We start from the raw sequence: 25,327 nt of genomic DNA, 5'->3' as shown, positions 1-25,327 counted from the left end.
AGTTGGCTTAACATCATAATATTATATACCCAATACCTTTTTGCGTCACTATTAAATCTTTTATTCCAATCTGATCCAACCTATTTCTTAGTCTATTAATGTTAACAGTGAGAGTATTTTCATTAACATATATATCGTCATCCCAAAGCTTTTTCATAAGCTTACTCCTAGAAACCCCTTTCCCCTTATTCTCCATAAGAGTTTTTAAAAGCAGCATTTCATTTTTAGTAAGCTCTAAGGAATTTCCATTGTATATGAGAGTTGCGTTATCTAAATTTAATAATAAGTCGTTACATTTCAGCACTTTTGTTTCTTCATTTTTATACTCATAGGTCCTTCTTATAACAGCTTGTAATTTGGCAATTAACACCTCTGAGTTAAAGGGTTTTTGTATAAAATCATCTCCACCATTATTAATTGCCATTACTATATCCATATTGCTGTCCCTTGAAGACACAAATATAATTGGCGTTTTAGATATTTGTCTTATCTTTTTACACCAATAGAAACCATCACATACTGGAAGATTGATGTCCATGAGAACAACATCAGGTTTGTATTCTAAAAAGTTCTCTATTACTTTTTCAAAGTCTTTACATACAGTTACTTCAAATTCCCATTTGCTTAGAAGATTACTTAACGCTTCACACATATCTTTGTCATCTTCAATTATAAATAATTTATATGTATTATTCATTTCTGTTTCCCCTAAATCTAAACATAAACCACAAAGGGCTCTTTATCTTTAAACTTGATTTTTTCATGTTTATATTTATAGTATCCTTTTAATTGCGTACTAAAAAAAGGAGATTAAATCTACCAAGAGAATTAACTAAATTTAGTTTATCATAATAGTGGTATATTAACTATAAATTTATGTGGAATTTATTAAATAAAATTGATACTTGCAGGAAATAGTTCAAATATGTTTTGTATTCTACTGTTAATCAATCTTCAAGATGGTGTAAGGACTATCCGAAGCTGGATACAGCCGGACGAACAATATGAGATTCATATTGTTCAAATGCTTCAAAATGGTTTTTCAATCGCAAAAACTTTAGGTGAAAGACCAATTCTACTTTTAGATAGGTATTTTCTTTCTGTTCCTGCACTTATAGCCTTAAATAAGCTGAACAAAGAAAATGGTAGTTCACTAGAAATTGTAACAAAAGCTAAGAAATCGTGTGTTGCTTATGAACAACCAGGTGAATATAGTGGTCGAGGACCACACCCTAAAAAGGAACATCCATTAAATTAAATACTTAATTTCAAGAGAAAAAGGAATCTTTTAAAACAACAACAGTTAAGATTTATGGCAATGAGCAAGAAATTAGCTACTATTGTATAAATCTTCTTTGGGGACAAATATTATACAAAGAGTTGCGTTTTGTACTTGTTAAGTGCAATGGTATAAATTCCATACTGGTTAGCACAGATCTTAATCTAAATCCGGAAACAATAATAAGACTGTATATCTATCGTTTTAAAATTGAGTGTACATTTCGTGAACTAAAACAAGTAATCGGTGCTTTTAGTTATCAATTTTGGAGCAAATCAATGCCAAAATTAAATAGATTCAAGAAAAAGATGAAATTGATGCTATTGATAAAGTTAAGGATGAAAAGGTAAAGGAAAGAATCATATCTACACTAAATGCTATTGAAATGTATGTTATGTGTAGCTATATTGCAATGGGTCTATTACAAATAATGTCATTAAGTTTTTCATCAACTGAATTAAACAACAAAATTTTTAGATATTTAAGAACACCATCAAAAACTATAGTTTCAGAAGCAACTGTAACATGCTACTTACGAAAAAACATTATTCGCATTATGGCTAAAAATGCAGGTTTAAGCATAACTAAAATAATTAAGAACAAGCAAGCAGAACCTTTATTTTATGAGGATCTACAGGCTTGTTAATTATAAAGAAGTTTTGACTGTCCAGTATATATTAATATTGTAAATTATGTTGAAGTAATTATAAATACTTATCTTACATTTACTAAGGCTGAAAAGCCCATAGGTCGATAGGCCATTAAGTTTATACTTAGTTTTATTTGCTACAGAAGCTTTAAGAAAATCAATAATAAAATGCGTAGCATCGGAATTTTAAATTTTGTCAAGCAGTATCAATAATTATCTGTAATAATTTATCAAAAAGTTTTCTTAACCTTTAAGCTAAATTTTTATCATGTTTTATCAGCCATCTAAATAATCAAGTTTAAACAATACCTAAATCCGTATTTGTATACATTGATATATAAAATATTGTTGTTAGCTAATATATATCTTATAAGGAAAAACTTAATTCATGCGCAGGGATATATATGCAGACTGTAGGCACATTAAAAACTTTTAGTACAAGTCTTAGTGAAGTATTTTGAAAAATCTTAAAACATTAAATTTGTTTGAGCTTTGCGAGTTTATTTAATGTTTTTTAGATTTTCAAAATACGAGCTTTAGACTTGTTAAAAGTTTTTACCGTGCTGAAGTCTGCATATATACCCCGGAGTATGAATTAAGTTTGTAATTACAAAGCATATATCTATCAACAATGCTTGATACGCAATATCTGCATATTACGATTTTGCAGATACTAGAGCTAAAAGTAAATTTATTCTGGTTCCCATATGCCTTGAGTCAAAAATTTATTTGCCTTGTTTTGTGCCCTGTTTACAATAGTATCATTATATCCTAATATTCCTAAAAGCTTTATTGCATTTTGGGTAGTAGATCTGCCGCTGTGGATTTTATAGTCAAATCTTATTTTGTTATCCTCTATATTTTCTTGGAAATGATAATTTGTAAAATACTTTTCAAGTATATGAGTAAGTTCTACATCATGAGTTGCTGCAATGCAAACACAATTGTTTAAAGTTAAATATTTTAGTACCTGTGAAGAAGCTGCAATTCTCTCTACAGTATTGGTTCCCCTTAAAATTTCATCTACAAAACATATAGTAGGTATATCGCTATTTAAGTTATCAATTATTCTCTTAAGTGATTTGGTTTCAACAATGTAATAACTTTCATTACTGAATATATCATCCTTTAATGCCATAGATGTATATATTTTTAAAAAGCAGCATTTAAATTTAGAAGCAAGGCATGTATATATTGTCTGAGCTAAAATTATATTTATGGCTACCGTTTTTAAGAAGGTTGATTTACCCGATGCATTCGAACCTGTGATTAAAATAGAATCTGAAGCTTCTATTGAGTTTGGAATAGGTTCATTTATAAGTGGATGTCTTATATCTTTAAATACATTTACACTTTCCTTCTTTTTACTACATCTAGTAAGCTCAGGTATAACATAATCTTTTATCCTATTTCTATAAGCTGCAATAGACATACAGCTATCTATAATGCCGAGTATCTCAAATATTGTTTTAAACTCTCTGCTCTTTTTTATAAGGGCATTTGACATCTTTTCATAATTTATTAAATCTGTCAAAAAAACCATGCTCGCATAATCTGAAATTATTCCAACATCAGTTCCATTATTTCTATCCATAAATGACAATCTATTTATACTTTTCAGCTCTTTAATAGCTTTACTCAAGGCTTCATTATATTCCTTAAGTTCATCAATATTCTCTTTTAAAATAGCATTTGCATATTTTGATGTCTTAAGTATGTACATAAAAGCAGCAAACTTATGTTTTATTTCATTTTTTCTACAATAACATACATATATATTGTAACAAATGGATACGACAAATATTGTTAGACCAATATAAGGACTTAATAAAACTGCGCCTAAACCCAAAAATGGAATTATTGATAAAATTCTATAATAATTTAAATTTGACTTTCTATTTTTATCCTCATCATAAAAATAATCTGTTATAAAACAAGCCCTATTCTTTCCCAGCTTAGCAAGTAAATACTGTATCCTTTTTTTCTTTTCTTGATTACTTTGGAAAAACTTTATAAGTTTATCTCTGCGTCTGAGTTCTTTAATATCATATACTGGTTCTCTTAACATGTTATACAGATACTGTTCCCCAGGACTACTTTCAGTATTATTTAGTTTTTTAAATATATTATCCATATTCAAATCATTCCACGTTATTTCATCAATAAAAAACCTCTGCTTTTCTAACTTCCTCTTATTATTAAAATATTCTGCTGCACTTTTTAAATCATCTTCACTATATTTTTCATTAGATTCTGCATTTAGATTTTTTCTTATTCTCTCTTTAAGTTCACTATCAGATCTAAAACTTGAAAACATAGAAATTAAACTACTTACAAGTATAATTGCTAGTATATATCCTAGTACAACCAACATACCATAACCCTCCTTTATTTTCACATAATTTAAAAGCTAATTATACTATAAAATATGTATTTTGGATACTTACAAAACTTTTTAACAGAGATTTTTCAAAGTCAATAATTAATTTAAAAACAAGAATTATCATATTGATCAAATTTAAATGTTATAATAAAATTTAATTACTATGTGATAAATAACATGAATAGTATGAAAGGATTTCTTAATATGAACAATAATTTTAGAATATTACCAAATACATTCAAAAAAAGTAAACCAAATGATTTATGCTGTATGTTTCTTAATAGAAACTTATTAGTAAAAAATGAAAAAGGTACTTTGATACTTCCAACTTTTAATGATATAAAAAGCTTAAATATTGAATACAATACTAAATTCTTTTTAGGTGATACTTATGAAAAATCCTGCTTTGCTGCTGAAGCAGCTTGTGAATTTAAATTATCAAAAGATTTTAACTTAATAAGTTTACGCAGTACTGGAGAATTACTTGATGAGCAATTATTTTTAATCTCGGGAAGAGCCAGTCAGATATTAAATTGGGATAAAAGTCATAGATTTTGTGGTAAATGTGGTTCAAAAACAGAAAATAAAAAAGATGAAATGGCTAAGATTTGTCCAAATTGTAATAACATAATGTATCCTGTAATTTGTCCAGCCATAATAGTTGCAATTACTAAAGGAAATAAGATACTTCTTGCCCATAACAAGAGGTTTAAAAATAATATGTACAGTTTAATTGCTGGGTTTGTAGAAGCTGGTGAAGACTTAAATAGCACTGTGAAAAGAGAGGTTTTTGAAGAAGTTAGTATAAAAGTTAAAGACATTGAATATTACAGAAGCTCTCCATGGCCATTTCCAAATTCTTTGATGATAGGATTTTTTGCAGAATATGAATCTGGTGAAATAAAAGTTGACGGAAATGAAATAGACAGTGCCAATTGGTTTACAAAAGATGATTTTCCTGCCTTACCTAAAAAATTTACTATTGCAAGAAAATTAATTGATGAATTTGTTAAAAGAAATAACTAATAAGATTCTCACCTCGCAATATGCAGAATTTACGAAAGCAAGTCCAAGTCTATATTTATAAGGAGGAGAATAAGAGGTGGCTACTTACAATTTTGATGAAGCAGTGTCAAGCTGGATAAAAAAAAGACATGGTTGGAAAATTAAAAGTGAGTGGATAAAAGCAACTGCAGGAGTTGTACCTGCAATTACAACTGCGGTACAAGCATTTACAAAAGAAGGTGATGGTGTAATTATACAATCTCCTGTTTATTACCCTTTTAAACAAAGATGTATTTATTATAACAATAGAAAAGCAGTGGAAAATCCTTTGATTTTCAATGGAAGTAGTTATGAGATGGATTTTGACGATTTGGGAAAAAAGGTATCAGATCCTAATAACAAATTGTTAATTCTCAGCAGCCCTCATAATCCAGTAGGTCGTGTTTGGAGAAGGGAAGAACTCAAAAAGCTGATTGATATATGTGTAAGACATAAGGTAATAATCTTTTCAGATGAAATTCATTCTGATTTGATTCTTGGAAAAAATAAGCATACAACGATTGGTGAGATTTCTAATAAGGTTTTGGATTACTTGATAGTTGCATATTCGCCTAGTAAAACATTTAATTTGGCTGGATTAAAGGCATCGGTCATAATAATACCAAATGAGAAACTTAGAAGAATTTTTCAAGATCAAATTAATAAGAATGAAGCAGCATAACTTAATATATTTGCCGAGGTTGGCCTCGTAACAGCTTATAAGTATAGTGAACTTATTTGAAAGAATTACTTGAATATATAAATGAAAATGTATCATATGTAAGAAATTATATTAAAGAAAATTTGAAAGGAGTAACTCTTGTTGAACCAGAAGGAACATATCTTATATGGCTTGATTTTAGAGGAACAGGTTTAAGTTCAGATGAGATATATAAGGCAATTGTAGAAAAAGCTAAGGTAACAGGAGATTTAGGCAAATGGTTTGGCAAAGAAGGTGAAGGATATATTAGATTAAATATAGCATGTCCTAGAAAAACTGTTGAAGAAGGAATGAATAGACTACAAAGAATATAAAGAATCTTTAACTAACCAATCTTTAACAGAATCCAAAGAACAATATACTATTTTTGTACATTCTTTATTGAGTTCAACAGTATATCTATTATAGCCAATCCAATCGTGAAAATAAGGTATGAAATATTTAAAGTTAAAGCTATCCAATAATCTTTTACAATCTTCTCTGTTATAAAAATAGTTCAAAGTATGCATTTTTCATATCTCCTTTTATAATTTTATAATTCCCTAATTTATTGATTATATTATACTTGGTATATGATTGTATGCCAATAGCCTAATTAAATTTTAAAAAATCCTGGTGCTATTATTAGTTAGACATCAGGATTTTCATTAGCTTTGAATTTTTTTCCTTTGAGGAAAAGTGACGGTACTATCATAACAAAACAGATTATAAAAATAACAAACATGGTATCAGTTAATCCTTGAACTGAAGACTGTTTAACTACAATTTGATATATTTTTGCAAGAGCAGTACTTTGAGATTGTGACTAAGGAATTCCGTTTTGTACAAGCAATCCGTTCAAAGTTTTCACAAGTGTTATACTGTTTGGATTAAAACTATTTATTTGCTGCGCCATATTTGCATAGTCAACTGCATTTCTATTTTGCATAATCTTGGTTACTATGGTAATTCCAAGGGATACACCTATTTGTTTGATTGTATTTAATATGGCAGAAGCATTTGAATTCATCTCTTTTGGTACCGAATTAAGTGTAATAAGCTGTACAGGGGCAAGGAGCATTCCAACGCCAACACCTCTAATCATAAGTAAAATAGTAATAGTACTATTTGCCGTGTCCAAGGTCAACTTATACATGCTATAACTATTGAATCCAATTAAGATAAGTGAAATGGCAGCAAAATATCTCCCGGGTATTTTATTACTAAGCTTACTTGATATTACTAGTGAGATAGCAGTTGCAATTCCTTCTGGAAATAATATCAATCCAGACTGCATAGCCGTAAGACCTTTAAGCTTTTGAAGAAAAATTGGCATAAGGAATATTCCACCGTAAAGTGCCAGAAGTGATACATTCATTATTACATTTCCTAAAGCAAAAACATGATTTTTTAATAATCTTAAATCCAGCATGGGCTTTTCTATAGTGAGTTCATTAGCTACAAAAATAAGGATATTATAGCAACCTATTATTAAAATCAATAAATCTTTTAAATCATTTGTAAAATCCACATTGTCAAGTCCAAGTATATAGAGTATACATGAAAGTCCTATGCTGCATGTTATAAAGCCTAAGGTGTCAAAATACAAATTGTCTTTTTTCTCTGATTCTTTAAATACAATTATAGCTAAAGTAACGCAGATAATTCCTATGGGTATATTTATGAAAAATACAAGTCTCCAGTCAAGATTTTGTATGATATATCCACCTATAGTCGGTCCTAAAGCTGGAGCTGCCATGCTGGCTAACCCAACAATTCCTGCAGCAGTAGCTCTCTCTTTTATATCAAAATTAATGAGCATTATAATCATACCAACGGGTAGTATAAGTCCTCCACCTAATCCCTGGATAATCCTGAAAATAATTATAGTCGTGGTATTCCATGCAATTCCACATAGAAGTGACCCTAAAGTAAATAGGGAAAGTGAACTTATAAATACCTTTTTTATACCAAATCTGTTTGAAAGATATCCAGAAACAGGTACAACCACCCCCATAACAAGTGTATATGCACTTAGAACCCACTGTATATCATCAACTGTTGAATTGAAAGTCTGCATCATATTTGAAATAGCGAGATTTACAACACTGCTGTCCAAATTAGCCATAAATATACCACAAGCTACTATACCAAGTATAAACCACTTATTTCCGCTTTTGTTTGGCATAAATATTCCTCCTATTTCAAATGGATTTTTACAACAGCATTAGTTCCAGGCAGTAGTGGCATTGTATTTCCTTTAATATCAATCTTTACAGGTATTTTTTGTACAACTTTTGTAAAAGTTCCTGATGAAGATGATGGAAGAATGGAAAATGCCGAGTTAGCAGCTTGACCAATAGATTCTACTTTTCCTTTGAATTTTCTTTTATTGAATTCATCAATTTTTATATCGGCTTGTGCACCAACTCTTAATGATTGAGCCTTATTTTCTTCTATATTAGCATTTATATAAAGCTTATCTGGATTAACTATAATTGCAAGGGTAGGGGATGAAGCACTTTGCTCATATTCGCCGACTCTGGCAGGTACTTTAACTACAATTCCAGTTATAGGGGATCTCAAAACAGAAGAATCTATATTTGAATCGGCAATGCCTTCTGCATCGATTCGTCCGATAATTTGATCTTTAATTACTTTATCACCTTCTTTAATATTAAAATCAAGCAATTTGCCAGACGCTTGAGGTGTTATTTTATAAAAATCTCCTGATACTTGAGCATCATCTGTAGAAGCATAGTATGTGTTGTTATACCAATAATATCTGACGACACCTAGTAAAGTTATAATCATGGCAGTAAATATGGCTAAAATTATTATTTTACGTTTTTTATTCATTTTGGCACCCCCTCTAATTTTTGTATCCTATTTCTGAAAACATGCCTATCTTTAACCTTGAATCAGTATCTTTTAAAGTTACCTTGACAAGTATGTTGTTACTTTGCTTGCTTACAGAAGAATCAATAACGGATATTTGACCGTGAAATACTTTATCATCAATATTTGATATCTTTACATCTACATCTTGTCCTTCCTTGATTTGTCCTAAAAATTCTGAAGGCATATAGGCATTAATATATAAATTACTGTTATTTATAATTGAAATTAAGGGACTTCCTGGAGACGCTATTTGTCCGTTACTTGTATTTTTTTCAACGACAGTTCCAGATATAGGCGAAGTGATAACTCCATTTTTTAGTTGGGTTTTGGCAACATCTTCAGCTGATTCAGCTTGTTTTACGGAAGCTTCAGCGGCGGATACCTCATTTTGAGTAGGACCATTTTGAATCATTAATAAATTTTGTTCTGCTGATTCATATTTTGCTTTTGCAGAAGCAAGAGCTTCACTTGCTTCATCAACGTTTATTTGAGCAGTTCCTCCACCTTGCAATAATTTACTTTGTCTATCATAATTTTTTTGAGAAACATCATAAGCTTCCTTGGCACCTTCGACTTCAGCTTTTGCAGAAGCAATTTGTTCAGGTCTTGACCCAGATTCTATTTTAGCTAGATTAGCTTTGGCTGCATCAACTCCTGCCTGAGCTTGATTTACTTGAGCAGTTAAATCAGCTGTATCTAGATAAACCAGTGGATCGCCTTCTTTAACTGTAGTTCCTATATCGACATTAAGTTTAGATATTTTTGCTGAAATCTTAGAACTAACATCAACTTTTTCATTACTTGCAATTTTACCGCACATAATATATACACTTGAGTTAGATGCAGTATTCTTGTTTAAATTGACACTTTTATTGTTTTGATTACTTGAGCAGCCACTAATCAGTAATATAGATGCTGTAACTAATAATATAATTTTTTTCAAGATATTCATCTCCTCTATTAAATACTATAACTAACTAGTTGGTTTATAATATACAAAATAAAATCAAATTAATACTTTTTTGTAAAGATATTATAACTAACCAGTTGGTTAAATATACGTGAAAAATAAATCAGCCAGAAGACATATGCTAATTTTATTTATTCTAACTGATTACTGTATTTAGTTTTCATTTTTAGCTAAGTACTCATTTATAGAAGTATCGTACATCTCTTTTAAAACGTCCATAAATTTTGTGTTTAAATTATTAGTATTAATCTCATTGAATTCCGCCCACTTTTCTCCTATAGTCAAGAAACTAATAATAGGCATTGTCATAAAGAAAAACATTTTAAGTAAAATAGTTTCTTTATCATCTTGTTCCATATCTGCAAAGTCCACCTTGCTTACTGGTATTGAAATTTTATACATTTCATTTATAAGCTTAAAAAAAGATAAATTGTCAGAGGAATTTTTTAAAGTTTCTATAAGGAGTATGCTGAAAAATCTTTTTTTATCATGCATGCTTGCAAATAAATCACAACTTTTAAAAAATTCATTCATTATCTGTGATATACTTTTGTCTAAAAGATTTTTTTCTTTGGCTACTTTATTTTTTCTTTGCAACATGTCATTTTTATTTTTTTCAAGTAAAGATTCAAGTATTTTTTCTTTACTTTCGAAATAGTAATATATAGAAGCTTTGTTTACATTTGCTTTTTTTGCTATTTCATCTACTCTTGCTCCATCAAATCCTTTTTCAAAAAAAATTTCTTCAGCAGTATCTAAAATTTTTTCTCTAGTTTCATTACTTCCTTTTTTAGTCATAGCTATTCCTCCTATTAAAATAAAACTAACCGGTTAGTTAAATTATATATTGGAGATATAATTTTGTCAATATTGTTTCAAAAGCCTATTTTATGAAATGCTTTAAGTCCAAGTGCTATTATTCCAAATGTGATCATAGGACCAACAGGAACACCTCCAAGAAATACAGCAGCAATTATAGCACCTATGATTAAAGCAGGCATGATTTCACTGTGACCTTGAACTGGTTAGGTACTGCATGCCAAGTCCACTTAAATAAGTTGTAAATAAAGAAACTAATAGGGCAAATATACCTAAAAATGAAGTGAAAACACCTTTTATATTTGAATATTTTACATTTCCACTTGCAATAGGTATTAATATAGATGCTGCAAGTATTACAACACCCCAGGATACACCATTCTTTTGTAGTGCAGGGAATATGTATTTATCTACGTTGAGCAGTTTTAAAAATAGAAGTGCACATATAGCTAAAGCAACAGAATTAGCTCTATCGATTACAGCAGCTAACAATAATACAATTAAAATAATATTTGATTCCAAATTAAACAACCTCCTGTTTATATTTTATAATTAGTAAACTGGATCTTGCGAAGCAAAGCTTCGCAAGTTAAAAATTAATACGTAAATTCTGCATATTGTTAACCACTTCTTTTGTTTCTTTTTATCTGATCAATATTTTCTTCTATATATAATAGCTGTAATATAAGGTTTTTCTTTACCGCACAATTCATATGAAAAATCTTTTTAATAAACTCAAATATTTACTTGGATACCTTAAACTAATTTCCCCATATTGACTTTTGGGTATAACTTTTAAAATACTGCCTCTAATAGTATTATGTAAAAGTACTGCTGACTTTCTCATAATTTTCAACTCTTTTTCACCGACTATTATAAGCACTTTTGCTCTTGTTTTATGTAAATTTTTTGGTATATTATATGTTCCATTACTTCTTAACATATTTATAAGCGATTCTTTTGTCATTTTCGAGCTATCTTTATAATATGTTTCAAATAACTTATCAGGTATTTTTAATGCCTTAGCTTGGACTTTTGAATACCATCTTTTTTTAATAGGCCCATAAAATATTTTGGACATAAATAAACTTACAGGCAAAATAGTTCCCATTGGACACACCAAAGCATTTTCTGTTACATCACATTTTCTAGATAATATTTCAACAGTAATTTGAGATCCAATAGAAAATCCGCAAATCAAAAAAACTCTTCCATTACAGTTCTCATTTATATACTCTAAAATCTTCTCGGCAGATTTTTCTATACTCATAGATGTAGTATTATAATCATCACCATGTCCATCAATAACTGGTACAATCACATGATAATCTCTTTCAAGTTTTTTAATTTGTACTTTCCATGACCACCATGAAAGTCCGCCACCATGTATAAAAATTATAACTGGCATATTGCAATTACCAAATTCTTTAAAAACCATGTTATCTCCTTACATAAAAATTTTAACTTACTTGTTTCAATACTCTAGGGCAAGCTATTATACTAGTGATTTCACTTATCCTTTTAGATGAAAATATCACAACAATGAGTAGTGAAATTAATATAATAGATATTTTACTTGTAAAAGAATTTAAATAACTAAAGAAGTTATATTTATCTAATAATTTAATAATAAATCCATGAAATACATATACACCCATAGTCCTTGAACCTAAGTTTGTAAAAATCAACTTTTTACTTGGAATTAAAGCTAACACACAAATGGATGTAATTATTGCTAGTATGTACATTAATATACCTATCATAAATTTAGGATAACCAAGTCCATTTAATTGTGAGTATGGGTAGCTGCCATAAAACCATCTATAATCAATTTTAGGACTTACTAAATCTATAAAAAACCAAACTATTAGTAATCCTAATATTGCATTTATTTTTTTAATACGTGTTCTCAAAATATCAATGTATTCCTTTTTACAAAAATACCCTATTAAAAAATATGGAAAAAATGTTATAGTTCTTGATAAACTTAGATAGTATCCAACATTGTCATCATATCCACCTATTATGGAAATGACAAATGCTATTAATATTGGATGTTTTATTTTAGAGAAATACGGCAGTATTATACTCCAGATAAAAAGTGAAAGAAGGTACCACATACTCCAATAAGGATACAGCAAAGTAATTTTAAAATTTGGTACTTTGAGCACATATATATTGAATATACAATATAGCAGCTGAAAAATAATATATGGTATAATAATATTATTTATTTTATTTGGAAACTTTTTACTATCACTTATACTTTTGGAAAAGTATCCCGAAACAAAAGCAAAAAGAGGCATATGAAACGAATATATAAACATATATGCCACTTTAATATTGTTATATGAACTAATTAATGGCTCCGAAGTATGTCCTATAACTACTAAAATAATTAATAATAACTTTAAATTATCAAAATAATAAATTCTATGTTTTCTTAAATTCATCTGAAACTTCCTCTACATAATAATACTTAATAACACTTACATATTATATAATAGCATTGTTTCAGCATCATAGTATATTAATTAATTAAATTTATACTTTTATTATAGTTATAAATTATATCTTCATCAGGTTTTTTACTTTATAAAAAAAGCACCCATCTAAAATTAAGTGCTATTGTAACAAATATTAGGGGTAAACTTATATTTAATAACTTAAATAAAATAATTCTTTATTTGGAAAGGGCTATCTATAATTTACCCCTAATTAATTTATTGTACAATATAATAATATGGATTAATTAAGTTAAATGTTACAATTAATTATAACAAAGTATCTTTTAGTTAGCTTCGGTAAAAGATAGTTGTGTTGAATAGTTACTATCACTATATGGTGCCATTACATCAACTTTAACAGTATCACCAGGTTTTGCATTCCCCATTGCAAATGAAATCTTAGTGGTACCATCACTACCTATAACTCCAGAATTTGAAACTGAAGTATCTTTATAATTTGCTATAGCATATACATATGCTCCTGCAGGTCCTGTTACAGTTATATTAATAGTTTGTCCCATTGTAGGCTTGGGATTGTCTAGTTTAGCAGTAAAATTGGGGTTACTAACATTGGCATTTGAATTTTGTGATACATCTGATGCTATCACAGCAGCTAACGGCTTGATATCTGTATTTTGTACTGCAGCAGTTGGAATATTTAAAAATCTTGAAGGCTGCGTACTCGAAGAAGTTACAGGTGTTGAACTGCTGACAGCTGTATTTGGAGAATAATTTATTGCATTAGAACTTTGAGAGCTGGCATTATTAAGCTTTAGCTGTGAATTATATAATAAAAATGTCAGACCAAAATATAGTATAGAAGAAGTCGCAAATATTATACCTGGCACTTTAAATTTTTTATTTATAAAGATTAAGTATAATCCTAGAATAAATAATAAAACAGCTGCAGCTAAAAAAATTGATTGAACTAAACCCGTATGGTACATGATTTCCTCCTAATTTATAAACAGTAAATTAAATATTATTTTATGTCTCTAATTTCTTTTCGTAGTTTATATGTTCATCTTTATTAACTATAATAATTTTATTATACAATACTTCATTTAATTCCCCAATTGTCAAACCTATCTATAAGCCACTTATTACCATTGTAGGTTAATACAGCATGAGCATATATACCGCTTTTATTATTAGAACAATTATCTTTAATTACCACATATATTTTATCATTATAAAACTTTTTTGACACAATTTGTGAGTCTTTTACAATAACTGCAGGTTCAGGATTACCATAAAGCATATAGCACCTTCCATCAATATCTTTGAAAACACAGCTTATTATTTTTCTTATAAATTCATCAGTATAACACTCTTTTAAATTATATTTTTTGTTCAGGTACTCATACATTGAATCATACTTATTCATGTTATCTATTACTTTTGCATAACTTTTCCCCGAAATATTTATATAGGAATTTCCATCAACTTTAATTTTAAAAATTTTTTTAAATGACTCATCACCATCCAAAAGAATTTTCTTGATATCATCATTTGAAATGATTAAGTTATCTTTTAAATTATATTTGATATCATTGTTAATAATCACTGGAATACTTGCTTTATCATCATATTTATTATGATTTGACAAATGGAATTCATCTAGATTAGATGAGATATCTGTCTTTACATCAGAAATGTCATTATAAATAACATGAAAATTTTTTACACCCATTAATATGACAACTACAGCACCAAATGCCACAATTTTTTTCATTTACATCCCCCCCAAACATAGCAGTAAAAGCTATTAAATATTTAAACAAATTTATTTCATATTAATATTTTATAAACACTCTTATAAATATATGATTGGAGATTTATTTTAAAATCATTCGATGAATATATTACCATAGTGAACTAGTCCTAAAAAAGCAATTAAATGTTATAATAAATGAGAAATTAAATTTAGGAGGAAGTTTTTTTAATGAAGATGATATTTTTCGATACAGAAACAACCGGCTTAAGGCCTGGTAACATATGTCAGCTCAGCTATATTCTTGTTGATACGAGTACGAAGCCAACAAAAACTATTGGTAAGAATATTTTCTTTGCTGTAGATTATGTTGATCCAAGCGCAGAAAAAATTCATGGATTTAGTGTTGAAGTTTTACATAAGCTGAGCTGCGGGAAAAATTTTAAAGATCAACTTGATAAATTTTTATATGATTTTCAAAGTTCAGATATTTTGATAGGTCACAATGTAAATTTTGATATTAAATTTTTATCTTCTGAACTTGAAACTTGTAATGAAGTCTTAGGTTCTAAACATATCTTCTGTACTATGAATTATTATAAAAATATATGTAATCTTAAAAATAAGTACAATGAATGTAAGCCGCCGAAACTTGAGGAAGTTATAAGATTTTTACATATACAAAATTCAGATATAAATTTCTTTAGTAAAAAATACTTTAAAGGTACTGGAAATTTCCATGATGCCAGATTTGATGCCACAGCTGCATATTTAGTAGTAACAGAGGGGATTAAAAGAGGATTTATTCCTAAAAGATATTTTTCAAGGATGGTTGAAAATGGCTAAAAATTTGTTTGTATACTAAATAAGTACTAGCTATAAAGCTAGTACTTATTTACAACTATATGTTTACATAATAATGGGGACTCATTATATTCAACATTTATCAAAGTTGCTTACTTATATTAATTATTATATACACATATTGTTACAGCAATGTGTCATATATATTAAATAATTGTTTACTTTATGAATAATTTGTAAATTATATTTTTTATTAGTTAACAATTCTTAATTTTATCCATAAGCTCTCTTGCGTGTTTTGAAAATATACATCCGCAGTAATTTTGTCTATACAAATGATATTCTTTTGAAAGTTCAATTGAACGTTTGTATCCATTTTTCTTTTTAAAGTCAGAATATAAATACTTAACGCCGTGTTTTTCTGATAGATTTTTTCCTATTTCATTTAATTTTTGAGCATTTTTATATGGACTTATTGATAAGGTAGTCGTAAAATAATCAAAATTCATTTTCTTTGCAATTTCTGCAGTCTTTCCTAGTCTCAATTCATAACATTTAAAGCACCTTATTCCACCTTCATTTTCGGATTCAAGTCCCTTTGAAAGCATATAAAATTTTTCATCATCATAGTCCCCTTCCATAAAACTTACTTTATATTTCGTTTTTATAGAAGAAATAAATTGTTTTTGCTCTTCTTTACGTTTTAAATACTCCTCTTTAGGATAAATGTTAGGATTATAATAAAAAACTGTTATCTTAAAGTATTCAGATAAATATTCAATGACATAACTACTGCATGGTGCACAGCAGCTGTGTAAAAGTAATGAAGGAACTTCTCCATTATCATCTAATTCTTTTATAATTTCATCAAGCTTTTTTTGATAATTTATATTCATATAAAATTGTTTTCCTCCTAATAAACTAAAAATATGTTTACGTTCCAATATTATATTATATTTATACAATAGATAAATATCAAATTTACATGATATTATAAATATTATTTATGGCATCATAAATAAACAATACTTCTTATTTAGAGGATAGAGAAGTATAATAAATAATATAATATTAAAAACTTAGAAATACTATTTAAAACAAATATTTTAAGGAGTGATTTTACAAATGATTAACTTAAAAGGACAGAATTTACTCAGAAACCCCTTTTTAAATAAAGGCACTGCCTTTACAAAAGATGAACGAATAAAATATGATCTTGTTGGACTTTTACCAGATAACGTAACAACAATAGAAGATCAAGGAAAAATAGTATATGATAGATTTAAATCCTTTGATGATCCACTTGAAAAGCATATATTTTTAATGAATTTATATGATATAAATCGTACATTGTTTTACTATACTGCTGGCAGACATGTTGTTGAATTTTTACCAATTGTATATACTCCAACTATAGGAGATGCTGTAATAAACTATTCTAAAAAATTTGATACTCCAAAAGATGCAGTATTTCTTTCAATAAGTCATCCTGAAAACATTAGAAAGTCTATAGAAACAGTTATAAAAGATCTAGATGAAATAAAACTAATAGTTGTAACAGATGGTGAAGGAGTGCTTGGAATAGGTGATTGGGGAGTACAAGGCGTTGACATTTCAATAGGTAAACTTGCAGTATATACAATAGCCGCTGGAGTCAATCCAAAAAATGTTTTACCTGTGGTAATAGATGCAGGAACAAACAATAAAAAGTTATTAGACGATCCTATGTACCTTGGAAACAGATTCGAAAGAGTAACTGGGGAAAAATACGATGACTTCATTGATCAGTTTGTAAAAGTTTCTCTTGAAATGTTCCCTGAAACTTTAATACATTGGGAAGATTTTGGACGTGGAAATGCAAGGAGAATTCTTGAAAAATACAGAAAAAATATTTGTACTTTCAATGATGATATACAAGGAACAGGGGTAATGATGGTATCAGCCTTAAATGCAGTTGCAAGGGCGACTAAAATTCCTGTAAAGGACCATAGAATAGTCGTATTCGGTGCTGGTACTGCTGGTGTTGGAGTATCAGATCAAATACTTTTAGAAAAAATAAAAAATGGTTTATCAGAAGACGAAGCAAGAAGTCAATTTTATCTTGTTGATCGTAATGGCTTAATCACAGATGACATGGATGACTTAACAGAAGGTCAGAAAAAATATGCACATCCAAGACATGAATTTAAAAAGCCATTAAAGGATCTTACGAAAATAATAGGAACAGTTAAACCTACTGTGTTAATAGGGACATCTGGAGTTCATGGAGCTTTTACAGAAGACGTTATAAAAGCTATGGCAAAAATAAATGAAAGACCTGCAATTTTACCTATATCAAATCCTACAAAACTTGCTGAAGCAAAAGCTTCTGATATAATAAAATGGACTAATGGAAAAGCTTTAGTTGTAACTGGGAGTCCATCTGATCCGATTGAATACAATGGAATTACATACACAATTGGTCAAGCTAATAATGCCCTTCTATACCCTGGACTTGGACTTGGTATAATAGTTGCAAAATCAAAAGTGGTTACAGATAACATGTTATCTGCTGCAGCCCACGGCATAGCTTCTCTTCAAGATATATCAGAACCCGGAGCACCTCTTCTACCTCCAGTGTCAAGACTTAGAGATGCTTCCAAACTTGTAGCAACTGCTGTTGTAAAGGCAGCAGTGGATGAAGGTATCAATCGTGCTCCAATAAAGGATGCAGAAGAAGCAGTTGAAAGTGAAATATGGGAAGCATACTACCGTTAAAAATTATTAACTGATAAATTAGAAAGTTGTATATAATATAAAGCTCATACAACAAAGGATGTGTAAAAATGAATTTGCTAACTGCAGAAAATATAAGTAAAAGTTATAGTGAAAAAATACTGCTTGACAATATATCGCTGGGTATAAATGAAGGAGATAAAATAGGAATTATAGGTGTAAATGGTACTGGTAAATCAACACTTCTAAAAGTACTTGCAGGACTTGAAGCAGCTGATAGTGGTAAAATCACAAAATCAAATGAAGCTTCTATAGGATATTTACCTCAAAGTTCTGATTTCAGCGGAAGTAATTTAACAGTACTTGAGCAAGTCTTTAATGGCAATTCTCCTATAATGAATCTTTTAAGGGAGTATGAAGGTACCCTTAAAATGATCAGAGAAAATCCTGAAGATACTAAGCTTCAAAATAAACTTTTTGATTTAAACTCAAAGATGGATGCTAAAAATACTTGGGAAATTGAAAGTCAAGCTAAAACTATTCTAACAAAGCTTGGAATAAATGATTTTGATGCAAAAGTTTCTACTTTATCTGGAGGACAAAAAAAGAGAATAGCTTTAGCTTCTACACTTATAACTCCATCAAATATTCTAATACTTGATGAGCCAACAAATCATCTTGATGATGAAACTATAGAATGGCTTGAAGAATTTTTAAATAATCGAATTGGATCTCTCATTATGGTAACGCATGATAGATTTTTCTTAGACAAGATAACTAATAAAATACTGGAACTTGATAGAGGAAAACTCTATAGTTACATTGGAAACTACAGTACTTTTCTTGAGAAAAAAGAAGAAAGACTTGAAAAAGAAGATACCAATGAGAAAAAAAGACAAAACTTAATACGAAAAGAACTTGCCTGGATAAAAAGAGGTGCTAAAGCAAGAAGCACAAAACAAAAAGCTAGGATAGAAAGATTTGAAGAGCTGACAAATGAAAAACCTATTTTAAATAATTCAAAACTTGAAATTAACATTCAAAGTACAAGACTTGGTAAAAAAGTTATAAATATCGACAATATAAGTAAAAGTTTTGCTGATAAATTACTCATAAATGATTTTTCTTACAATATACTAAATGATGATAGAATAGGAATTATAGGACCAAATGGAAGTGGAAAGTCAACGCTAATGAATATTTTAAATGGAAATATAACTCCTGATACTGGAAGTATAAGCGTAGGTGAAACTGTAAAGGTAGGATATTATTCGCAGCAAATTCCTGATATGAATATGGATCAAAGAGTAATTCAGTATATACAAGATACCGGTGAATACGCTTTATCATCAGAAGGTCAAAAGATAAATGTTTCAATAATGCTCGAAAAATTTTTATTTGATCCATCTGTTCAATGGACTCCACTTTCTAAACTTTCAGGTGGAGAAAGGAGAAGGCTTTACCTTTTAAAGATACTCATGGAATATCCTAATGTACTTTTATTAGATGAGCCAACAAACGACCTTGATATTGAAACACTTACAATCCTAGAAGATTACCTTGAAGACTTCAATGGTGCTGTCATAACGGTATCTCATGATAGATACTTTCTTGATAAAATAGTTGATAAGATATTTTCTTTCGAAGGTAATGGAAAAATAACTCAATATACAGGTAACTATTCTTATTTTCATCAAATGGAAAGTAATAAAGAAAAAGAAAAAAGTAATACTAAAAAAGTTTCTAATAAAAAAGATTATAAGTCAAAAAATGAAAAGCCTTTGAAATTTACATATAAGGAGCAGCTTGAATTTAATGAAATTGAAAGTATAATAGAAAATTTGGAAGAAGCATTAGATAAAAAGAAAGCAGAAATGCAGGGAGCTTCATCAAATTATGAGCTTCTTTCTAAACTCTTAGCTGAAAAAAATTCTCTAGAAGAAGATTTAGATGAAAAAATAAATAGATGGACTTACTTAACTGAGCTCAACGAAAAAATACAATCTAATAAAAAAAATATTTAAAAAACATCCTTCTTGGATGTTTTTATTTTAAATTTATCTCAATTAATTTGTCTTAATGAGCAGTAGAGAACTTATGCAGCTTTGAATTTAACTTTCTATATGCCATTTCATAAACCCATATTGCATTTGCAAATAACAATAAACTTGTAGTAAAGAAAACATACTTTATTCCAAAATGAGCTGCTATCTGTGCTCCAAAAATCGATCCTGAAAATGTTCCTAAATACATGGCTGACATATTGAATCCAAATACTCTTCCAGTCAAAGAATCTGGAGTTATCTTTTTTACTAAAGTATTAACTGATGGAACAAGTCCAGCTGTTGCAAGTCCTAATATAAAACGCAGTATAGTAAGCTGCTGTGGATTTTTTACAAAAGCTTGAGGTATAAAAACAATTCCAGCTGATAGAAGAGATATAAACATAATCTTTTCAGGTCCTATTTCATCAGATACTTTTCCAATTTTAGGCGCAGCTAGTATACTCGCAAGACCAGAAGCTGAAAATGTGATACCTGCAATAAGTGCAATGTGTTCTGAACTCTTAGACAGCTGAGATATATATACAGTTATAATAGGTTCTACAGAGTAGCATGCTAACTGCATTATAAAAGAAGTTACAAACATGGTAACCATCAAATCAGTTCTCGGTATAAGATGCCATATCTCCTTTATATTGAGATCTTTCTCGTGTGAAGGAACAAAATCTTCCTTTACAAATAGAAGTGCTGTTATAAATGCAATCAAAAGAAGAATACTCATTATAAAAAACACATTTCTAATACCAAATACTTCTTCAACATATCCTCCAATCATAGGACCTAAAAGTGAACCTGAAAGTGCTGCTGTTGAAAGCACCCCAAGTGCCCATCCTGCATGTTCTTTTTCAGTTTGCGTTGCTACAAGAGTAGTACATGCAGAGCAGTATCCAGATATAATTCCTTGTATAAGTCTTAATCCAACTAATTCATACACATTCCTTGCAAAACCCATGCCAAATACAACAATTGCCATTCCAAGACTTGCACGTAAAATCATTGGCTTCCTTCCTACTCTGTCTGCAACATGTCCCCAGATTGGAGAAAATATTGCTGAAACAACAAATGTAACACCAAATGCTGCCCCAGATATCTGTTCAATAAAAGCTGTATCATTAATTCCAAATTGCTTTATATAAATAGGCAATATTGGAGCTATCTGGCTTAGTGCTATCATCGTTACAAAACTTCCAAACCAACAAACTATTAAATTTCTTTTCCATAACTTCAATTACAAAATCCTTCTTCCTAAAATTATACACTTTAGCTCAAATTTTAGCTTAAATAATCCATAATATATTGTATATCAATTATAACTTTAGAAAAAGTCTCATTTTTATGCAGTTTTAAGCTTGAGGTTTACTTTTTTTACAGATTCCTTTCATATTCAACAATTTTCTCCCTATAAGTTCATTTTAAATTCATATTACATTCTAAATAACTCCAATATTTCATTTTCCGATAAACTTGCAAAATTCTTGCCTTGAGATAATTCATCTCCCATGAGTTCAGATATAAGTTTTTTCTTTTCTTCTTGGAGAGCTACTATTTTTTCTTCAATTGTGCCTCTTGCTATAATCTTTATAACCTCAACTACATTTTTTTGCCCTATTCTATGCGCCCTATCAGTAGCTTGCTCTTCTACTGCTGGATTCCACCATGGGTCAAAGTGAATAACTACATCTGCAGAAGTTAAATTAAGTCCTGTTCCCCCAGCTTTTAAACTTATTAAAAAAACTGAATTTTGACCTTCATTAAACTTTTCTACAGTTTTCATTCTCTTTTCGGAAGAAATTGATCCATCCAAATAACTAAATGAAATTCCACAATCTTTAATTGTCTTTCCTATAACCTTTAATACAGATGTAAACTGTGAAAAAACAAGTATTCTGTGCCCTTGTTCTATACTTTTTCGGAGTAATTCAACTAAAGCTTCTATTTTTCCACTTCCGCCGCTATAATCTTTTACAAGTATTCCAGGGTCAAGACAAAGCTGTCTCAACTTTGTTATATAAGCAAGTATTTCTATTTTAGAATTTTTAAATTCATTATCTTTTACCTTTTTTTTGATAAGATCTACTGCATAATCTGCGTATGTCTTATAAATCTTCTTTTGTTCGTCATTTAATTTCACCATAAACTTCTTTTCTATCTTTTGAGGTAATTCCTTTATAACATCTTTTTTTCTTCTTCTCAAAATAAATGGACTTATGAGTTTATTGAGCTCATCTAATACTTCAGGTTCATCCTTAAACCTTTTATAATATCTTACACTAAAAGTTTTTTCATCATACAAGTAACCTGGCATTATAAAGTCAAATATAGACCAAAGTTCCATAACTGAATTTTCTATTGGCGTTCCTGATAGAGCAAATCTAACTCTTGCCTTTATTTTCTTAGCAGCTATTGCATTTTTGGAATTAGAATTTTTTATAAATTGAGCTTCATCTAATATACAATAATCAAATTCGAGGTTACTATAAATATCCAAATCATTTTTTAATAAATTATACGTTGTAATAACTACATCATAATTTGACAAGTTTTTAAGATAATCTTCCCTTTCTTCCTTCTGTCCATTGATAGCAGCTACTTTTACCGAAGGTGCAAACTTTTCAAATTCATTTACCCAATTATATACTAGTGACGTTGGAACTATAATAAGAGATTTACTTCCCTTATTGGATAGTAAAAAGGCAATAATTTGAATTGTCTTACCAAGTCCCATCTCATCTCCAAGAATTCCACCAAGTCCAAAGTATTCAATGGTTTTAAACCAGTTATACCCAAATTTTTGATATTCTCTTAGATTTGCCTTTAAATCGTGAGGCTCTTCAAATTTTAACTTCTTTATATTCTTAAACTTATCCCTTATTTCCTTTAATTCGTTTTTACCCTTTATATATCTAAGCTTATTTTCTTCTATAAAATTTTCTAGAAAAATCCCTCTACTTTTAGGTATTTGAATACTATTTTCATCTATACCTTTATAGGATGCTATATTTAAAAACTTAAGAAAATTTTTAAGTTCCAATTCTTCTAAGTCAAGGTATTCCCCATTTTTAAGTTTGTAATATTTAAGGTTATCTCTAAATGCCTTTAAAATATCTGATACTTCATTAGAATCAATATTTCCTATTTTAAAGTTCATTTCAAAATAATCATATTTACCTTGCTTTATATTTGCTTCAATACCATTTTTTCCAATAGATTTTATACCTTTAAAGTTTTCTGAATAATAGACATCTCCTATTTTTTGAAGTTTTTCTATTTTATCTTTAAAGAATGAAAATATATAGTCATCATCTCTTATAAAATAAAATTTTTCATCTGCCTTGTCAAAACCTAAACTTTTTAAAAGTTTAAGTACATTATTTTCACTTTTAGTATCCCTATATATAATTTTATCCTTACAATCCTCAAATATGTTGAATTCGTATTTTCCATACTTAACCTTTAATATTAAAACTATATTTCTACCTTCTTTATCAAAATAAAAGTTAAAGCTGCATTTATCGATTACTATTTTATTTTGTATTGACTTTGACAAAATTACGTCAGATGATAAAAAATTAAGATCTGGAATTAACCTTCTAAGTATTACTTCCTCTTCGGAATTTTCCATATCAACACTATCGTTTTTATTAAATACTTCAATATAAGGATTTATCTTAAAGCAAAAGTCATAATCAGGTAAATATATGGTAGTACCATACAAAAAAACATCATTTTTCGAACTTAAGACCATTGGCATTCCGCCTTTAGATTTCAAAATATACTTGCCTTTTTCAAGCTTTAAATTAAAATCTATAGGAGGATTTTCAAATAGTATTTCTGTTTCCAATGTTCTATAAAAAAATCCATCATTTAAGTAAACTCTGTGAGCACTTATTATTTCAAAAAAATCTCTAACTAAATACTCTGGAATGTTTATATATTTTCCATCTATATATTTATTTGAACTTCTATTTACGTACTTATGTATTCCTTCCATATCTTTCAACGTCTTAATAAAGTCAATGAGTCTTTTATCTTTTGTGCTAAATTTTTGATTTCTAATATTGAATGTGAAATTTTTACTATATGTTATTGGTATCTTATTGTCATATGATAGTAAAAACCTGTCGATATCTTTCAAAATATAAAGATTCCTAGATGTCATAGAATTAATTCCTATTTTAAACTCAGCTCTAAGTCTATCATCCCATTCCACTTTATTTATATAAACTTCTATCTTTATTTCTTCTTTATCTCTTTCATCTCCTAAAAGCATATGCAGCTTACTATCATCTTTTTTAAAGATATTTTCATTTAAAACACTTTTTTCATTTAAAAGAGGATTTTTAGCAAGATCATCTAGGGCCTTATAAAAAGTTGCCACTAAATGTTTACAACAATAATTAACCTTTTTAAATTCATTATTTTCGTAATCTGGGCAACTGCAATAAGTAGAAAAAATGCTTTTATTTTTTGCATCTATTTCAATTTTAGTATTGTACTCACTAAATAAGCTTTCTGAAACTACAGTTCCATTTACATAAATTAAATTTTCATCATTTTTAATATTTAAAAACGACACAAGGTCATTCTCAAGAATTCTCTGTACTTTATCATAATTTTTACCACTAGTTTGTTTATTAAATATTTTAAATAATATATCTCTTTTCAAAACATTTTCTCCTTAGAATTTTAATATTCAAATTCTTTAATTATAACATAAACTTCATTTATTTGTATCATTAGTGTCATTCTAAAATATCCATCATAAAATAAATCAAGGGA

At 28.8% G+C, this 25,327-nt stretch carries 21 protein-coding genes and 1 pseudogene; 7 read left to right on the top strand and 15 right to left on the bottom strand.

What is annotated here, in order from left to right; translation table 11 throughout:
- Positions 1–13: 13 nt before the first annotated feature.
- Positions 14–697: a response regulator transcription factor gene (locus EBB51_RS06530; protein WP_123053721.1), complete on the bottom strand. Its 684-nt coding sequence runs from the start codon at positions 695–697 to the stop codon at positions 14–16.
- Between the two features lie 228 nt (positions 698–925).
- Between EBB51_RS06530 and EBB51_RS13855 the strand changes: the two genes are divergently transcribed.
- The gene (locus EBB51_RS13855) at positions 926–1,258 is read left to right on the top strand and encodes a hypothetical protein (protein ID WP_243103927.1); all 333 of its coding nucleotides are present in this window, start codon (positions 926–928) and stop codon (positions 1,256–1,258) included.
- Between the two features lie 1,361 nt (positions 1,259–2,619).
- Here the strand turns inward: EBB51_RS13855 and EBB51_RS06520 are convergent.
- The gene (locus EBB51_RS06520) at positions 2,620–4,302 is read right to left on the bottom strand and encodes a DNA mismatch repair protein MutS (RefSeq protein WP_123053720.1); all 1,683 of its coding nucleotides are present in this window, start codon (positions 4,300–4,302) and stop codon (positions 2,620–2,622) included.
- A 213-nt stretch (positions 4,303–4,515) separates the two neighbouring features.
- Here EBB51_RS06520 and nudC point away from each other — a divergent pair, with 213 nt between their 5' ends.
- From nudC to EBB51_RS06505, 3 genes are all read left to right on the top strand, one after another.
- Complete coding sequence (gene nudC, locus EBB51_RS06515) at positions 4,516–5,337, top strand: NAD(+) diphosphatase (RefSeq protein WP_123054998.1); 822 nt, start codon at positions 4,516–4,518, stop codon at positions 5,335–5,337.
- Positions 5,338–5,413: 76 nt separating this feature from the next.
- Complete coding sequence (locus tag EBB51_RS06510) at positions 5,414–6,037, top strand: aminotransferase class I/II-fold pyridoxal phosphate-dependent enzyme (protein WP_123053719.1); 624 nt, start codon at positions 5,414–5,416, stop codon at positions 6,035–6,037.
- A gap of 56 nt (positions 6,038–6,093) precedes the next feature.
- Positions 6,094–6,390, top strand: a complete 297-nt coding sequence (locus tag EBB51_RS06505; RefSeq protein WP_123053718.1) for a hypothetical protein — start codon at positions 6,094–6,096, stop codon at positions 6,388–6,390.
- On the opposite strand, the gene EBB51_RS06500 is transcribed toward EBB51_RS06505, so the two are convergent.
- The 10 genes and pseudogenes from EBB51_RS06500 to EBB51_RS06455 all read right to left on the bottom strand — a co-directional run bounded on the left by EBB51_RS06500 (position 6,376) and on the right by EBB51_RS06455 (position 14,987).
- A complete protein-coding gene (locus EBB51_RS06500; protein WP_243103926.1) occupies positions 6,376–6,585 on the bottom strand; it encodes a hypothetical protein in 210 nt (69 codons plus the stop codon). The two genes, EBB51_RS06505 and EBB51_RS06500, sit on opposite strands and share 15 nt — an antisense overlap.
- Positions 6,586–6,881: 296 nt before the next feature.
- On the bottom strand, positions 6,882–8,243 hold the full coding sequence (locus tag EBB51_RS06495; RefSeq protein ID WP_243103925.1) for a DHA2 family efflux MFS transporter permease subunit: 1,362 nt from the start codon (positions 8,241–8,243) through the stop codon (positions 6,882–6,884).
- 11 nt (positions 8,244–8,254) lie between these two features.
- A complete protein-coding gene (locus tag EBB51_RS06490) occupies positions 8,255–8,914 on the bottom strand; it encodes an HlyD family efflux transporter periplasmic adaptor subunit (protein ID WP_123053717.1) in 660 nt (219 codons plus the stop codon).
- Between the two features lie 13 nt (positions 8,915–8,927).
- Entirely contained in the window at positions 8,928–9,899 is a 972-nt protein-coding gene (locus EBB51_RS06485) for an efflux RND transporter periplasmic adaptor subunit (RefSeq protein WP_190285343.1), read from the bottom strand.
- 180 nt (positions 9,900–10,079) lie between these two features.
- Complete coding sequence (locus EBB51_RS06480; protein WP_123053715.1) at positions 10,080–10,724, bottom strand: TetR/AcrR family transcriptional regulator; 645 nt, start codon at positions 10,722–10,724, stop codon at positions 10,080–10,082.
- Positions 10,725–10,801: 77 nt separating this feature from the next.
- Positions 10,802–11,267 (bottom strand): annotated as a pseudogene (locus EBB51_RS06475) (DUF441 domain-containing protein).
- Between the two features lie 187 nt (positions 11,268–11,454).
- Positions 11,455–12,183 (bottom strand): alpha/beta hydrolase, encoded by a 729-nt coding sequence (locus tag EBB51_RS06470; protein ID WP_123053714.1) that lies wholly within the window; start codon positions 12,181–12,183, stop codon positions 11,455–11,457.
- A gap of 22 nt (positions 12,184–12,205) precedes the next feature.
- On the bottom strand, positions 12,206–13,198 hold the full coding sequence (locus EBB51_RS06465) for an acyltransferase family protein (RefSeq protein WP_123053713.1): 993 nt from the start codon (positions 13,196–13,198) through the stop codon (positions 12,206–12,208).
- 338 nt (positions 13,199–13,536) lie between these two features.
- Entirely contained in the window at positions 13,537–14,199 is a 663-nt protein-coding gene (locus EBB51_RS06460) for a hypothetical protein (protein WP_123053712.1), read from the bottom strand.
- Between the two features lie 113 nt (positions 14,200–14,312).
- Positions 14,313–14,987 (bottom strand): DL-endopeptidase inhibitor IseA family protein, encoded by a 675-nt coding sequence (locus EBB51_RS06455; RefSeq protein ID WP_123053711.1) that lies wholly within the window; start codon positions 14,985–14,987, stop codon positions 14,313–14,315.
- Between the two features lie 210 nt (positions 14,988–15,197).
- On the opposite strand from EBB51_RS06455, the gene EBB51_RS06450 reads away from it, so the two are divergent.
- Entirely contained in the window at positions 15,198–15,812 is a 615-nt protein-coding gene (locus tag EBB51_RS06450; protein WP_123053710.1) for a 3'-5' exonuclease, read from the top strand.
- 215 nt (positions 15,813–16,027) lie between these two features.
- On the opposite strand, the gene EBB51_RS06445 is transcribed toward EBB51_RS06450, so the two are convergent.
- On the bottom strand, positions 16,028–16,666 hold the full coding sequence (locus EBB51_RS06445) for an epoxyqueuosine reductase QueH (protein WP_123053709.1): 639 nt from the start codon (positions 16,664–16,666) through the stop codon (positions 16,028–16,030).
- Between the two features lie 229 nt (positions 16,667–16,895).
- Between EBB51_RS06445 and EBB51_RS06440 the strand changes: the two genes are divergently transcribed.
- Complete coding sequence (locus EBB51_RS06440) at positions 16,896–18,527, top strand: NAD-dependent malic enzyme (protein ID WP_123053708.1); 1,632 nt, start codon at positions 16,896–16,898, stop codon at positions 18,525–18,527.
- 68 nt (positions 18,528–18,595) lie between these two features.
- Entirely contained in the window at positions 18,596–20,509 is a 1,914-nt protein-coding gene (locus EBB51_RS06435) for an ABC-F family ATP-binding cassette domain-containing protein (protein ID WP_123053707.1), read from the top strand.
- 52 nt (positions 20,510–20,561) lie between these two features.
- On the opposite strand, the gene EBB51_RS06430 is transcribed toward EBB51_RS06435, so the two are convergent.
- Together EBB51_RS06430 and EBB51_RS06425 are read right to left on the bottom strand one after the other, a co-directional pair.
- Positions 20,562–21,776, bottom strand: coding sequence for a multidrug efflux MFS transporter (locus EBB51_RS06430; RefSeq protein WP_123053706.1), 1,215 nt, complete (start codon positions 21,774–21,776; stop codon positions 20,562–20,564).
- 195 nt (positions 21,777–21,971) lie between these two features.
- Positions 21,972–25,214, bottom strand: a complete 3,243-nt coding sequence (locus EBB51_RS06425; RefSeq protein ID WP_123053705.1) for an SNF2 helicase associated domain-containing protein — start codon at positions 25,212–25,214, stop codon at positions 21,972–21,974.
- Positions 25,215–25,327: the final 113 nt, after the last annotated feature.

Source organism: Clostridium sp. JN-1 (genome assembly GCF_003718715.1).
Classification (GTDB): Bacteria; Bacillota; Clostridia; order Clostridiales; family Clostridiaceae; genus Clostridium_AV.
This window is presented reverse-complemented; position numbering and strand designations above follow the sequence as displayed.

Excerpts from the sequence above, each read along its gene's own strand:
- EBB51_RS06480 (WP_123053715.1), bottom strand. The coding sequence starts at position 10,724 with ATGACTAAAAAAGGAAGTAATGAAACTAGAGAAAAAATTTTAGATACT.
- EBB51_RS06495 (WP_243103925.1), bottom strand. The coding sequence starts at position 8,243 with ATGCCAAACAAAAGCGGAAATAAGTGGTTTATACTTGGTATAGTAGCT.
- EBB51_RS06450 (WP_123053710.1), top strand. The coding sequence starts at position 15,198 with ATGAAGATGATATTTTTCGATACAGAAACAACCGGCTTAAGGCCTGGT.
- EBB51_RS06530 (WP_123053721.1), bottom strand. The coding sequence starts at position 697 with ATGAATAATACATATAAATTATTTATAATTGAAGATGACAAAGATATG.
- EBB51_RS06470 (WP_123053714.1), bottom strand. The coding sequence starts at position 12,183 with ATGGTTTTTAAAGAATTTGGTAATTGCAATATGCCAGTTATAATTTTT.
- EBB51_RS06460 (WP_123053712.1), bottom strand. The coding sequence starts at position 14,199 with ATGTACCATACGGGTTTAGTTCAATCAATTTTTTTAGCTGCAGCTGTT.
- EBB51_RS06490 (WP_123053717.1), bottom strand. The coding sequence starts at position 8,914 with ATGAATAAAAAACGTAAAATAATAATTTTAGCCATATTTACTGCCATG.
- EBB51_RS06520 (WP_123053720.1), bottom strand. The coding sequence starts at position 4,302 with ATGTTGGTTGTACTAGGATATATACTAGCAATTATACTTGTAAGTAGT.
- EBB51_RS06435 (WP_123053707.1), top strand. The coding sequence starts at position 18,596 with ATGAATTTGCTAACTGCAGAAAATATAAGTAAAAGTTATAGTGAAAAA.
- EBB51_RS06440 (WP_123053708.1), top strand. The coding sequence starts at position 16,896 with ATGATTAACTTAAAAGGACAGAATTTACTCAGAAACCCCTTTTTAAAT.
- EBB51_RS13855 (WP_243103927.1), top strand. The coding sequence starts at position 926 with ATGTTTTGTATTCTACTGTTAATCAATCTTCAAGATGGTGTAAGGACT.
- EBB51_RS06445 (WP_123053709.1), bottom strand. The coding sequence starts at position 16,666 with ATGAATATAAATTATCAAAAAAAGCTTGATGAAATTATAAAAGAATTA.
- EBB51_RS06500 (WP_243103926.1), bottom strand. The coding sequence starts at position 6,585 with ATGCATACTTTGAACTATTTTTATAACAGAGAAGATTGTAAAAGATTA.
- EBB51_RS06455 (WP_123053711.1), bottom strand. The coding sequence starts at position 14,987 with ATGAAAAAAATTGTGGCATTTGGTGCTGTAGTTGTCATATTAATGGGT.
- nudC (WP_123054998.1), top strand. The coding sequence starts at position 4,516 with ATGAACAATAATTTTAGAATATTACCAAATACATTCAAAAAAAGTAAA.
- EBB51_RS06465 (WP_123053713.1), bottom strand. The coding sequence starts at position 13,198 with ATGAATTTAAGAAAACATAGAATTTATTATTTTGATAATTTAAAGTTA.